General features: G+C 39.4%; 17 protein-coding genes. 1 reads left to right on the forward strand and 16 read right to left on the reverse strand.

Annotation, left to right across the window (positions count from 1 at the left end):
- Positions 1 to 161: 161 nt before the first annotated feature.
- The 15 genes from ABKJ27_RS09185 to ABKJ27_RS09255 form a co-directional block, all read right to left on the reverse strand.
- A complete protein-coding gene (locus tag ABKJ27_RS09185; protein WP_000732248.1) occupies positions 162 to 317 on the reverse strand; it encodes a hypothetical protein in 156 nt (51 codons plus the stop codon).
- 24 nt (positions 318 to 341) lie between these two features.
- A complete protein-coding gene (locus ABKJ27_RS09190; protein ID WP_001180498.1) occupies positions 342 to 494 on the reverse strand; it encodes a class IIb bacteriocin, lactobin A/cerein 7B family in 153 nt (50 codons plus the stop codon).
- 123 nt (positions 495 to 617) lie between these two features.
- On the reverse strand, positions 618 to 791 hold the full coding sequence (locus tag ABKJ27_RS09195; RefSeq protein WP_000180829.1) for a class IIb bacteriocin, lactobin A/cerein 7B family: 174 nt from the start codon (positions 789 to 791) through the stop codon (positions 618 to 620).
- A gap of 33 nt (positions 792 to 824) precedes the next feature.
- Entirely contained in the window at positions 825 to 980 is a 156-nt protein-coding gene (locus ABKJ27_RS09200; RefSeq protein WP_049499436.1) for a hypothetical protein, read from the reverse strand.
- A 10-nt stretch (positions 981 to 990) separates the two neighbouring features.
- Positions 991 to 1119, reverse strand: a complete 129-nt coding sequence (locus ABKJ27_RS09205) for a smi_0059.1 family bacteriocin-like peptide (RefSeq protein WP_049499438.1) — start codon at positions 1117 to 1119, stop codon at positions 991 to 993.
- A gap of 496 nt (positions 1120 to 1615) precedes the next feature.
- Positions 1616 to 2347 carry a response regulator transcription factor gene (locus ABKJ27_RS09210; RefSeq protein WP_410011749.1) on the reverse strand — a complete coding sequence of 244 codons (732 nt, stop codon included), beginning with the start codon at positions 2345 to 2347 and terminating at the stop codon, positions 1616 to 1618.
- Positions 2344 to 3351 (reverse strand): GHKL domain-containing protein, encoded by a 1008-nt coding sequence (locus ABKJ27_RS09215; protein ID WP_410011750.1) that lies wholly within the window; start codon positions 3349 to 3351, stop codon positions 2344 to 2346. The genes ABKJ27_RS09210 and ABKJ27_RS09215 overlap by 4 nt, the downstream gene beginning before the upstream one ends.
- A 323-nt stretch (positions 3352 to 3674) precedes the next feature.
- Positions 3675 to 3884, reverse strand: coding sequence for a hypothetical protein (locus ABKJ27_RS09220; protein WP_004235961.1), 210 nt, complete (start codon positions 3882 to 3884; stop codon positions 3675 to 3677).
- Positions 3885 to 3902: 18 nt separating this feature from the next.
- On the reverse strand, positions 3903 to 4745 hold the full coding sequence (locus ABKJ27_RS09225) for a GHKL domain-containing protein (RefSeq protein WP_410011751.1): 843 nt from the start codon (positions 4743 to 4745) through the stop codon (positions 3903 to 3905).
- A gap of 741 nt (positions 4746 to 5486) precedes the next feature.
- A complete protein-coding gene (locus ABKJ27_RS09230) occupies positions 5487 to 6605 on the reverse strand; it encodes an N-acetylmuramoyl-L-alanine amidase family protein (protein WP_410011752.1) in 1119 nt (372 codons plus the stop codon).
- A gap of 88 nt (positions 6606 to 6693) precedes the next feature.
- Positions 6694 to 7875 (reverse strand): N-acetylmuramoyl-L-alanine amidase family protein, encoded by a 1182-nt coding sequence (locus ABKJ27_RS09235; protein ID WP_410011753.1) that lies wholly within the window; start codon positions 7873 to 7875, stop codon positions 6694 to 6696.
- A 451-nt stretch (positions 7876 to 8326) separates the two neighbouring features.
- A complete protein-coding gene (locus tag ABKJ27_RS09240; protein ID WP_000136448.1) occupies positions 8327 to 8560 on the reverse strand; it encodes an acyl carrier protein in 234 nt (77 codons plus the stop codon).
- Positions 8561 to 8565: 5 nt separating this feature from the next.
- The gene (gene plsX / locus ABKJ27_RS09245; RefSeq protein ID WP_049499075.1) at positions 8566 to 9558 is read right to left on the reverse strand and encodes a phosphate acyltransferase PlsX; all 993 of its coding nucleotides are present in this window, start codon (positions 9556 to 9558) and stop codon (positions 8566 to 8568) included.
- Complete coding sequence (gene recO / locus ABKJ27_RS09250) at positions 9555 to 10325, reverse strand: DNA repair protein RecO (protein ID WP_153210159.1); 771 nt, start codon at positions 10323 to 10325, stop codon at positions 9555 to 9557. Before recO ends, plsX begins: the two co-directional genes overlap by 4 nt.
- A complete protein-coding gene (locus tag ABKJ27_RS09255; protein WP_410011754.1) occupies positions 10322 to 11491 on the reverse strand; it encodes a pyridoxal phosphate-dependent aminotransferase in 1170 nt (389 codons plus the stop codon). The genes recO and ABKJ27_RS09255 overlap by 4 nt, the downstream gene beginning before the upstream one ends.
- Before the next feature lie 148 nt (positions 11492 to 11639).
- Between ABKJ27_RS09255 and ABKJ27_RS09260 the strand changes: the two genes are divergently transcribed.
- Positions 11640 to 12650 (forward strand): YeiH family protein, encoded by a 1011-nt coding sequence (locus ABKJ27_RS09260; protein ID WP_410011755.1) that lies wholly within the window; start codon positions 11640 to 11642, stop codon positions 12648 to 12650.
- A gap of 182 nt (positions 12651 to 12832) precedes the next feature.
- Here the strand turns inward: ABKJ27_RS09260 and ABKJ27_RS09265 are convergent, their stop codons facing one another.
- Positions 12833 to 13270, reverse strand: coding sequence for a CoA-binding protein (locus ABKJ27_RS09265; RefSeq protein WP_261051851.1), 438 nt, complete (start codon positions 13268 to 13270; stop codon positions 12833 to 12835).
- Between the last annotated feature and the right edge of the window lie 40 nt (positions 13271 to 13310).

The following is a 13310-nucleotide window of genomic DNA, read 5'->3' on the forward strand; positions in this document are numbered from 1 at the left end:
TTTATGACATCCTATTTATTACTTCAATTACTAATGTCCCTGCTATTTCTAAGCCACCTCTGGTACGATCTATTCATGGTCAGAATAGATAACACCGTTCTAAATTACGATTCATAGTTTTTCTTACATTCTTTAATAAAATATGTATCAAATTGTTAAAATTAACGTCTGCTTCCTAGATGACGACCGTACATATAGGTAACAACTCCTAAAACACCCCAAGCGATAGCTGTAGAAGTAGTAATAATAAGTCCACCCTCGGTACTAGCCAAATCTGCTTCTGCCATGATCTCAAATTTTTCTTCTAATTTTTTCATATCCCACCTACTCCTTTAAATATATTAACCAAACGTACGAGATAACCAATAACCAGCTACCCCAGCTCCACCTGCAGCAAGTAATGAGCCTCCGATAACAATCAATAAACCCACTCCGCCTTGTACTTGCTCTAATTCATTTTGCTTTACGATTTCAAATTGATTCAAATTTTGCATGATATACTCCTTTTTAAATAATACTAGCTAATCCAATAGCTACTCCTACTAATAAACCCACTATTCCTGAGGCTGATATAATAACAGCCGCAAATTCGTTTGAAAACTTCATTGATTCTCTCATTATCTCTTGTTTCGACTAATTCCAATAGCTACTCCTGCACTTAAACCGGCAAATGCTGAACCTGCAATAATACTAGCTGCTACTGCAATCGGAATAATTCCCCCATCTACATTCATCAACTCTTCTTCTGTAAGAGCTACAAAGTTCTGTTCCATTTTGTCAAAATTTGTCATCTTTTTCTCCTCTTATTCTATTTTTTCTAAATCTTATCCTCTAAAAAATGGAGTTCCAATAAATACACTACGTAACAATAGACCTGTAATTAAACCCCGTTGATAACTTTCCTTGCTACCACCCACCAGCAAGGCTAAGTCGCTTTCCTTTAATACTTCAATAGTACACTTATCATTCATTTCATTCATCGCTTATTCCCTAAAAACCTAAACCTCTACGAAATCCAACGTACCAATCTGCAAGTGTCTTCGTCCAATTTTCTCCACCTTGAATATCGGTCAATTCTTCCGAAGTCAGCTCAACAAATCCATAATAATGTTCTTTCATTATTTTATTCCTTTCTTTTTTCCCTCTCACTTATCTATTCGAAAAACAATCCGAAAATGAACAACTAAATTAAATTTTATTTAAAAAATAATTTAATGAACCACGGATACAAGATTGGTAGATACATAAACCAGGCTCCTTTCCTTTTCCTCTTACTTATCTATTCGAAAAAGAATTCGAAAACGTACAACCAAATTAAATTTTATTTGAAAAATAATTTAGTAAACCATGGATAGAAAATTGGTAGATACATGAATTAGGCTCCTTTCTTTTTCCTCTTACTTATCTATTCGAAAAAAATTTCGAAAACGTACAACTAAATTAAATTTATTTAAAAAATAATTTAGTAAACCATGGATAGAAAATTGGTAGATACATAAACCAGACTCCTTCCTTTTCCTCTTACTTATCTATTCGAAAAAGAAGTCAAAAAAATAAGAATATCAGAAAATTTTCCGACATTCTTATTGATAAACTCATTCAAGTCTAACAGATATTAGACATTGAGATGTTTTTTAAGGGTTCTTCTGGCTGTCCGTGATACGGGAAAATGCAAGCCTTCTAACAAGGTCACTTCTGTGGCAGTCATCTCTTCAATTGCCTGTAAACTGACTAAAGTATTGCGATTGGCAGAGACAAAGTAATCTTTTTCAGCCTTGGCAGCGATATCCTTGAGACTGCCATAAATGGTCTTGATAGAGTGATTGGCATAATAGACCTTGATACGATGGGATTCCACTGAGGTTTCAAAGGCTAAAATCTCATGGTAGGGCAGAGTAAAGCCCCGTCTTCCCTCAAAACTATAGGTGAAGAGACGCATATTTTCCCTCTTGTCCACTGCCAGTACATAGTCCAGACAGCGCTCCAACTGATGACGGTAATCTTCCTCTGGCTGATCCTTGGAAATAAAATCCAAGGCAGACAAGTGATAGCGAAAAGCTAGAGGCAAGGCCTCCGAGTGCGTGGACACAAAGACAATGCTTGTAAAAGGATCCCGCTCCCGAACCTGTTGAGCAACCTGAAAGCCCCGTTCACGCTCTCCATCAATCTCTAAATCCAATAAATAGAGCTGGTAATGGTCAAAATACTGAGAATACTTTTCAACGTCTCCATAGTTTTTGGCAATATCAATTTCCAATCTCAAATTGCGAGAGCGACCGATATCTAGCAAAGTCTGCTCTATACGCCCCTGCTGGACTCTATCATCTTCCAAAACTAAAATTCTCATTCCTCTCCCCCTCGTTTCTCATCCTTAAATGGCAATTCTAAATCTTGTCTAAAGGTCGTTTCTCCTAGCTGGGTATCTAAGTTCAAATCATAATGAAAAACCATATCCTCCAAGGTTGCTAAGCCCAGTCCACTATGGTTACCCTTGGTAGAGTAACCCTTTTGACTGAGAATGCTGGGATTCAGTTCTTCTTTCTTACGAGTGTTTTCAATGATAAAACGGACACTCCTATCACCTGCCAACAAAGCAACCCGAATCTGCGGATTTTCCGCCTCATTCGCTGCTTCTAAAGCATTTGTCGTGAGGATAGAGAGGATACGGATAGCCTCCAACATCGGCAATGCCAGCTCTTCTACGACCCCCACCGTCTCCAAACTAAAATGAATTCCCTGATTATCTGCCACAATCATGGCTTTTGCCAAGGTATTACGAATGGCTATATCATGAATATTGTGAAGATTAAAGGCTGTGTAGTCCGCCTTCCTCAGCTTTTCATTGGTCTTTAGAAAGACATCTTGATAAATGGTAGAAACTTCAGTCATATCTTGATTCGCTATGGCAGGCTCCATACTGGCGACAATTCCCGCAAAATCATGACGGAAACCTCGAACCTCATCATAGAGATGACCTAGCTTGTCCACCATCCCTTGCAAGGAACGATTTTCATCTTCCTGTCTCTTAATGGTTTGCTCATCACGATAAACCTGCTCCAAATGCTTGATATAAAAGAGCCAAGAGAAAAAGAGAATGAAAATCAGAAGAGAAATGGTCGTGTCAAATCGAACGTAGAAAGAACTATTTCTATTGGTCATAAACGAAGAGAATATCCTAAACACAGTCAGAGGTAGGATAATGAAAAAACTCTTACGATAGTGGGTTTTGAAAGCATCTGAAAAAAATAAATCCAAATCCAAAGACCAGCGCTTCATCATAACTACTGTTAGTACGATAGCTAATAGGGAAAAAGAAGAGTTAACAATCCCATTTCCTACTTCTGATAGCATATCTATATCTAGCATCCGAATATAGAACAATACCAATAAATAACGAATACTCTGATAAAAACTAAAAAGATAGAGCGAAAGAAATAAAGACTCCCCCTTTTTCTTCCCTTTCATATAGAAAATAAGGTAAAAAAAGATTAAAACTTCCAAATACATAATTTCAAAAAAAGTTTTACCAGCTATTGCTTGCATCATTAGTAAATAGACTATGTATCTCTTTTTACGAAATTCCGGTGTAATTTGGTAACCTAGATAGATTGGAGGAATTATAATGGAGACTATCAACAATAAAGCAAATAGAGTTTCCTTAATAAAAGTCAAAATCATACTATCCAATCACGCTCTCCATCAATCTCTAAATCCAATAAATAGAGTTGGTAATGGTCAAAATACTGAGAATACTTTTCAACATCTCCATAGTTTTTGGCAATATCAATTTCCAATCTCAAATTGCGAGAGCGACCAATATCTAGTAAAGTCTGCTCTATCCGTCCCTGCTGGACTCTATCGTCTTCCAAAACTAAAATTCTCATTCCTCTCCCCCTCGTTTCTCACCCCTTAAATGGTAATTCTAAATCTTGTCTAAAAGTCGTCTCTCCTAGCTGAGTATCTAAGTTTAAATCATAATTAAAAACCATATCCTCCAAGGTTGCCAAGCCCAGTCCACTGTGGTTTCCCTTGGTAGAGTAACCCTTTTGACTGAGAATGCTGGGATTCAGTTCTTCTTTCTTACGAGTGTTTTCAATGATAAAACGGACACTCCTATCACCTGCCAACAAAGCAACCCGAATCTGCGGATTTTCAGCCTCACTGGCTGCCTCTAAGGCATTTGTCGTGAGGATAGAGAGGATACGGATAGCCTCCAACATCGGCAATGCTAGTTCTTCTACGACTCCCACCGTCTCCAAACTAAAATGAATTCCCTGCTTATCTGCCACAATCATGGCTTTTGCCAAGGTATTACGAATGGCTATGTCATGGATATTATGAAGATTAAAAGCCGTGTAATCTGCCTTCCTCAGCTTTTCATTGGTCTTTAGAAAGACATCTTGATAAATGGTAGAAACTTCTGCCATGTCTTGATTAGCTATAGCAGGCTCCATACTGGCGACAATTCCCGCAAAATCATGACGGAAACCTCGAACCTCATCATAGAGATGACCCAACTTGTCCACCATCCCTTGCAAGGAACGATTTTCATCTTCCTGTCTCTGAATGGTCTGCTCATCACGATAAACCTGCTCCAAATGCTTGATGTAAAAGAGCCAAGAGAAAAAGAGAATGAAAATCAAGAGAGAAATGGTCGTGTCAAAACGAACGTAGAAAGGATTACATCCCCCAGACATAATGGATGAAAAAAGTCTGAAACCAAACAATAAGGATAAAATCCACATACTTTTCATCACTAACGATTGAAATTTATCTAAAAATAATATATTGAAATCAATTCCCCATCGTCTTAAAATGACAACAGACAAAAACAACGAAATCAAACTAAATACAGAATTAAATCCACTATGCAAAAAATCAGATAGTTCAGAGTAGTCAAATATCAATCGTATTATAAATGTCAAAACCAAATATCGAATACTTTGATAAAACACAAATAGATAAAGTGCAAGAAAGAGAGCTTCTTTCTTCTTTTTCTTTAACACAATCCAAAATATTATATAAAAGAATAATAAATTGGCAACATGCGAGAAACTCGGAAAAACGAAGGTAGTAAATAGCTTCAAAACTACCAAAAGAAATATAGAACGTTTGTCATAAAATGCTTTAGAGAGTTGACTACCTAAATAAATCGGAGGAGCTAAAATATTGATTAAAATCAATATAAACAATAAAAATTCAAGTAAAATAATCATAAATCCGTTTAATTAACCCATTAGTAGCAAAACACTAGCTTTGCTTTGGGAATAGATATCACCAACTGTAAATATCTTCAAATTGTTCCAATTCTACAAATGTATTTTTCATTTTCATGACAAACTCCTTTTCATAATTTTATATCCTCTCTATCCCCTTATAAATCCACAAAAGGCTTTAGTTTCTTTTAAAATATAAGAAATCTAAAGCCTCTTGAAAATGATTTGCACGTTTTAATTTTATATTCGTTGTGAAGATTGCTTATCTATTTATTTTACCACAAGAACCTTGTAATATTCATACTTATTTGGCTGTGTAATTTTAATTTTTTGACCATAGAAACCATCGATTTCTTTGTCAAAATAATCTGAAAATCTTGATGGCAAGCGTTTCATCTTAAGAACCTCACCAGATTGGTCTGCATATACAAGGAAATGATAGTGGGTTGTAGCCATACCATCATCAATCAGTACAAAGTAACCTGTTTTGAGCTTACCTTGTCCATTATCTAAATAGTATAGTTTATTGTTATTGATTGTGAAGTTATCAAATCGAAGTCGTACACCTGGGTCTTCTAGATAAAGATCATTGCCAACTTTTTTGATTTCTGATCTAGTTGTCATCTCTGGAAGTGGTAATACTCTACGACCATCTGCTCCAAAGTAATATCGACCTGGTAGATTTTGGAAATTACGAATAACTGCCTTAGGATCAATTTCTTGTCCTTCTTCTTTATTATCTACTAAAGCTAAGGTTGTATTTGCAACCTCATCCCCATATTTGTCGGAAAACTTCTTGAACTCAGGTTTAATATACCAAGTGTTTTTATCCACGATAACATCAGTAAAGTTATTTCCGTCAAATTTTGCTTTAATCAGATATTCATATCCATCGCCTAAACGAACAATGTCACCATGTTTATAAGGGCTATTTTGTAAAGTGAACATATGCCCATCCTTGCTGAGAATATAGCCTGTGCCATCACTAGAATTTACAACTCTATCAGAGGCCATTGCACCTGATTGTTCAAAATAATACCAATTACCATCTATGAACACCCAACCTGTCATCATAGAACCACTAAAATGAAGATAGTACCAAGTAGACCCTTCTTTGTACCAACCTGTACGCATGGCGCCACTATCTGCTAGTGAATACCAGGTATTGCCATCTTTGAGCCAGCCTGTCTGCATTTTACCAGAACCGTCAAAATGGTACCAAGAACCAGCATTTTGCACCCATTTATTTTTAGCTAAGCTTCCATCTTGAGAAAGATTCCAGTCAGCGCCATTTTTAACCCAAGTATCTGCAGCCTGTGCTTGGTTGATAGATAAAAGTAGACCAGCACCTACAAGCAGACCAAGAGTGAGTAGTTTAGATTTTTTCATAGCCATTTCCTCCTATTCTATAGCGAAATGAACATGACTTACTAGTATACAAAGCTGTTCGCTTTTTCGTTTTACTATGTGAAATAGTTTATTTCACAACAGAAACATTTCCTGTCTTACTATCGATTTTAACAGTTTGACCGTAGAAACCGTCAATTTCTTTATTAAGATAATCTGAAATTCCTGTTGGCAATCGTTTCATTTTAAGAATTTCACCAGATTGGTCTGCATAAACAAGAATATGATAGTGATGATAGCTTGGTCTATCATCAATCAATGCTAGATAGCCTGTTTTTAGTTTGCCATTATCACCATCTAAATAGTATAGTTTATTATTATTGATTGTGAAGCTGGTAGCTCCAAGAAAAAGTCGTGCACCTGGATTTTCTAGATAGACATCATTTCCAACTTTTTTAATCTCTGAATAGGTGGTCATTTCTGGTAAATTTGTTACGCGACGACCATCTGCCCCAAAGTAATACCTGTTTGGTAAGTTTTGGAAATTTTTCACGACAGCTTTAGGATTAATTTCTTGTCCTTCTTCCGTATTATCTACTAAAGCCAACATCGTATTGGAAACTTTATCTCCATATTTATCAGAAAACTTCTTAAATTCAGGTTTTATGTACCAAGCATTTTTTTCAACAATGACTCCATCTTTTGTATAAATAAGATGATAATCATACCCGTCAGATAAAGTAACAATATTTGTGATAATTGTATCATCCGCTTGAGATTGTTCAACCTGACTTGGGAGTTTGGTTAACAGATATCCATCCTTACCAATGACATAACTTTCCTCATCGCTTGCTGGAACAGCTCTATCTGCTACCATAGCACCTGATTTTTCAAAGTAAGACCATTGACCATTGGCAGTTGCCCATCCTGTTGCCATAGCGCCACTGCCTTTTAGGTAGTACCAAGTAGCCCCTTCTTTGTACCAACCAGTACGCATAGCACCACTATTTGCGAGTGAGTACCATGTACTACCTTCTTTGTACCAGCCAGTGCGCATAGCACCACTATCTGCTAGTGAGTACCAAGTATTGCCGTCTTTGAGCCAGCCTGTCTGCATTTTACCAGAACCGTCAAAGTGGTACCAAGAGCCAGCATTTTGCACCCATTTGTTTTTAGCGAGACTGCCATCTTGTGAAAGATTCCAGTCAGCGCCATTTTTAACCCAAGTATCTGCAGCCTGTGCTTGATTGATAGACAAAAGCAGACCAGCACCTGCAAGCAAACCAAGTGTAAGTAGTTTAGATTTTTTCATAGCCGTTTCCTCCTAAAATAGATAAATCCAAAGTAAGAAAATCAAATAGAAACGAAGTCAAAATAGATGTCAGGTTCATGAATCTGAACCACAAGAACTCCTAAAATTTCCAAGAACATAAGATAGAGACTAGTTTATCAAAAGTACATAGCCATCACCTTCCCCTAACTATAAAATAAATCCTTTTTTATATCTACATTATAGTCCTGTAAAAAAGGAAAGTCAATTAAAATTGTGACTATATTAACAATTTCATTCTAGCAGAAACTCATTGATATTTTCATTTTATCTTTATTTCTTATTTCCTTTTTGGAGATTGATTTTTCTGACTACATTATATCCTTTATTTGTTTTCATATCTCTCCTGTCCCTAGAAAGACTAAATCTGTTCCTAAACGGTCATTTGAACCAAAGAAAAATTCCAAAGCAAATGCCTTGGAACTTCTTATATTTATTTTGCTTGAATGATTTTAACCACATCGCCTACACTTTGCAGTTGGTCAATTTCCTCATCACTGATTTCGATGCTAAATTCATCTTCCAGTGTCAAAATAAACTCCATCAAGTCAACTGAGTCAGCATCCAAATCGTCTTTCAGACTCAAGGATTCTGTCACGACAAAGTCCTCTCCCTGTCGCTCTTGGATAATAGTCACAATACGGTCAAAAATTTCTTTTTCTGTCATCTCTTTTATTCTCCTGAAAATTCACGCGCAGTCTGGGCAACTACGTCTGTTTCTAGCATGGTACGAATCTGGCGGATTGTACTATAAACAGCCTTGGCATCACTTGAGCCATGAGTCTTAACAACCGGTGCCTTAACACCAAACAAGACCGCTCCACCAACATCTGAGTAGTTGAGCTGTTTTTTCAAACCTCTGAGGCTATCCTTGAGAAGGAGTGCGCCTAGTTTCGCTCGAAGACCACCACCTGTAATAGCTGTCTTGAGCAAGCCCATGATTCCCATGGCTGTCCCTTCAATGGATTTGAGCACAGCGTTTCCCGTGAAACCATCTGCCACAACAACATCTGCAACGCCATTCATCAAATCACGCGCTTCCACGTTTCCGATAAAGTTTAAACTTTCATCAGCCGCCAGTAATTCATAGGTTTCCTTACGAAGCGGGTCGCCCTTACTATTCTCTGTTCCGTTATTGAGCAAGCCAACGCGTGGTTGCGCAATTCCACGGACATTTTTGGCATAGAAGGAACCTAGAACCGCATATTGATGGAGGTGCTGGGCTGTATTCTCCGCATTGGCACCGAGGTCTAGCATGTCAAAACCTTTTCCATCTACAGTCGGCAAGGTCGACATAAGGCCTGGTCGGTCAATGTTCTTGATACGACCCACGATGAAAAATCCTGCTGCTAGTAAAGCACCTGTATTCCCAGCCGAAAGAACAGCGTCTGCTTCACCCTCTTTGACAGCCTTGGCTGCCAATACCATACTGGCATTTTTCTTCTTCCGAATAGCTCTAGTAGGTTCATCGTCTGAATCAATCTTTTCATCTGTATGGATAATGCTAACACGCTCTGTCGCTGTCAGATATTGCTTGATTTTGCTTTCATCTCCGTAGAGTTGAACCTCAATATCTGAAAAGTCAGCCAGGGCTTGATTGACACCCTCAACGATGGCCTGAGGTGCATAATCTCCCCCCATGGCATCTACTGCGATTTTTTTCATTTGTTTTCCTCTTTTAGTAATTGACCCCAGTCTGCTAGGGAATCAATAAATTTCTTTGATTTTAGGTGAATCCCAACGTACTCTTCGTAGAGTTGATCCATAAACTTTCGCAAGTCTTGCTTGATTTCAGGCTTAAGCGAAATGGTCTCCAAGGTCTCAAAATCAATGGCTTGAAATTGATTAAGCAGATAAGGTATATTGGGATTTAGATGGCAACGTCTCTCATCCTCATGATAATGCTCTGGACAAAGGCAGGCTCCATATTTGAAAGAAAAGTCAAAAGCCTGACCAACCCGATGACAAAAGACACACTCATTAAAATTGAGGCTGATTCCAAATCGAGTCAAGATTTGAATTTCAAAAATATTGGTCAAAACCTGATAATCCAAGCCAGCTTCCATCAACTCCAAAGTCTTTTGCAAAAAAGCAAATAAGGGAGCATCCTGCTGATTGTCCTGCAAACTCGCATCTGCAAGAGCTGCTACATAGGTCGCATAGGCCATGACAAAGAGATCACTATTAATCTTAGGAAAGGTCATCACCTCATGATAGTCCTCGATGTAGCTGAGTCCGTCATCATTAATTCGCAAGAGAAATCGTGCCAACACCAAGGGCTGAATAACAGGAGCTAGCTTAGACTGACCAGCGTGTTTGACGAAAAACATGCGCTTGCCAGCCTGCTCTGTAAAAATCTTGACTAGCTTGTCATCCTCACGAAAATTGCGATTGTAGAGCACCAAGCCTTGACTCGTGATAGACTGAATCATGCTTCTCTCATGTACTCCTCAAGTCGTTTCATGGCTTCTTTGATCGTCTCCATGCTGGCTGCATAAGATAGGCGAACATATCCTTCCCCGTAACGTCCAAAGGCTGCACCAGGGATAAAGGCAACAGCCTTCTTCTGGGCAAAATCCTTCAGAAAAGCAAAGGAATCTTGATTGTAGCCCGCTGGAATCTTAGCAAAGATATAGAAGGCACCGTCTGGTTTGATAATCTCAAAACCAAGAGCAGTCATTTTCTCGATAATATAATCCCGACGCTGGATGTATTCCTTCTTCATAGGCTCCGCATCGTTTTTACCAGCCGTCAAGGCTTCTACCGCAGCATGTTGAGCCATGGTATTTGCGGCAGTCACCAAGTACTGGTGACTCTTGATTAACTGGGCTGTGAAGGCCGCAGGAGCGAAAATCAGCCCCAAACGCCAACCGGTCATAGCATGCGATTTAGACAAACCATTGATAATAATAGCCTGATCTCTCAACATGGTTCCTAGAGACACATGGGCTTCCTCTGTGTAGGTCAATTCTGAGTAAACCTCATCACAGACAACAAAAATCTCATACTTGCGTAAAACAGCTGCCAAGGCCTCCAACTGCTCCCGACTGTAGGTAATTCCTGTCGGATTAGCTGGATAGTTAAGAATAACCGCCTTGAGCTTATCACCCTGCTCCAAAATGGCCTTCTCCAACATCTCAGGAGTCAAGACAAACCCATTTTCAGTTGTGTCAATCTCGACAATCTCTGCCCCAACTAGATTGACAATTGGCTCATAACCCGGATAAGCAGGAGCTGGCAAGAGCACCTTATCTCCCTCTTCCAAAATAGCTGTCAAAGTAGCAGATAAAGCCTCTGTCGCCCCAATTGTAACTAAAATTTCATGCTCAGGAGCATAGTCCAGTTGGTACTTTTCCTTAACAAAGTTACTGGCTGCCTGACGTAGAGTCAGCAGGCCACTCATCCCTGTATAGTAGGATTGGTTCTGATCAATCGCTCGCTTGGCCGCCTCCTTGACATGGTCTGGCGTTGTAAAATCAGGTTCCCCCAAGGTCAAACGCAAAACCCCAGGAATCTCCGAAATAGCCTGGTCAAACTGACGAATCAACGAAACTTGAATCTTATCTAACTGTTTATTAAAGCGCTTAGTTAAGTCCATAGATACCTCCTACTTTCAAAACGTATCTCTATTATACTACAAAAGCCCCCCGACCGCAAAAATACATTAGAGAATAGCTTTCCACTTTCTATTTTACTTTTCCTGTTTACAGGTCTATAATGGTAACAGATTCTATTTGGAGGTTTTTATGTCATTTCTATCAAAAAATGGAGCAGGCATCTTGGCCTGCCTTCTGATTTCACTACTTGCTTGGTATCTAGGCGGATTCTTCCCTGTTATTGGCGCGCCTGTCTTTGCAATTTTCATAGGCATGCTTCTCCATCCCTTTCTCTCGCCTTATAAACAACTGGATGCTGGATTGACCTTTAGTTCCAAAAAATTGCTCCAGTATGCCGTTATCTTGCTTGGTTTTGGTCTCAATATCTCGCAGGTCTTTGCAGTTGGGCAATCTTCACTCCCTGTCATCCTGTCCACCATCTCAATAGCCTTGATTGTTGCCTACCTCTTCCAACGCTTCTTTGCCCTGGACACAAAACTGGCTACCTTGATTGGAGTGGGTTCTTCTATCTGTGGTGGTTCTGCCATTGCGGCGACAGCACCCGTTATTCATGCCAAGGAAAAGGAAGTAGCCCAAGCCATCTCTGTTATCTTTTTCTTCAATGTCTTGGCTGCTCTCATCTTTCCAACCCTAGGTACTTGGCTTCACTTATCTAATGAAGGATTTGCCCTCTTTGCAGGAACAGCTGTCAATGACACTTCCTCTGTAACCGCCACAGCTAGTGCCTGGGACAGTCTCTACCAGACCAATACCCTCGAATCCGCAACCATTGTCAAACTCACACGAACCCTGGCTATCATCCCCATCACTCTCTTTCTCTCCTACTGGCAAAGTCGCGAGCAAAAAAATAAGCAAGGTTTGCAACTGAAAAAAGTCTTCCCACTTTTTATCCTGTACTTTATCCTCGCATCTCTCCTAACCACCCTCCTGACCTCTCTCGGTGTAACTAGTAGCTTCTTTACCCCTCTCAAACAACTCTCCAAATTCCTCATTATCATGGCCATGAGTGCTATCGGTCTCAAAACCAATCTGGTAGCTATGGTCAAATCCAGCGGAAAATCCATTGTTCTCGGAGCCATTTGCTGGATTGCCATCATCCTCACCAGTCTTGGGATGCAGACCCTTATCGGCATTTTCTAATACTCTTCGAAAATCTCTTTAAACCACGTCAACGTCGCCTTGCCGTAGGTATGGTTACTGACTTCGTCAGTTCTATCCACAACCGCAAAACTGTGTTCTGAGCAACCTGCGCTAGTTTCCTAGTTTGCTCTTTGATTTTCATTGAGTATAACACAAAAGGTAGCCCACCAGCTACCTTTTTCTTATGCTTCCTCAATCAAGCGTGTATGTTCTCTCTTAATACAACGATTCATCACGATATCATCACATCCACCAGCACGCAAGATAGCTTCCGCTTCTAGACTTTCAAGTCCTAGCTGTGCCCAAAAAATCTTAGCATCAGCTTTGAGAAAATCACGCGCCACATCAGGCAAAAACTCGCTGCGACGGTAAACATTGACAATATCTACAGGAAAAGGAATCTCTGCTAGGCTAGCATAAGCCTTTTCACCCAAGATTTCGCCACCTGCCGCCTTGGGATTGACTGGGATGATTTTATAACCCCGAGCCTGCATTTCCTTGGTCACTCGATTGCTGGTTGTTTCCTCACGGTCTGACAGGCCCACCACAGCAAGAGTTTTACTCGTTGCGAGATACTGACGAATCACGCCATCACTTGGATTGATAAATTCTTGACTCATAGAAATCCTCCTTTTTCTTCAGTATAGCACAATTTGAAAA

The sequence above is a fragment of the Streptococcus sp. KHUD_011 genome (assembly GCF_046352925.1).
GTDB lineage: Bacteria > Bacillota > Bacilli > Lactobacillales > Streptococcaceae > Streptococcus.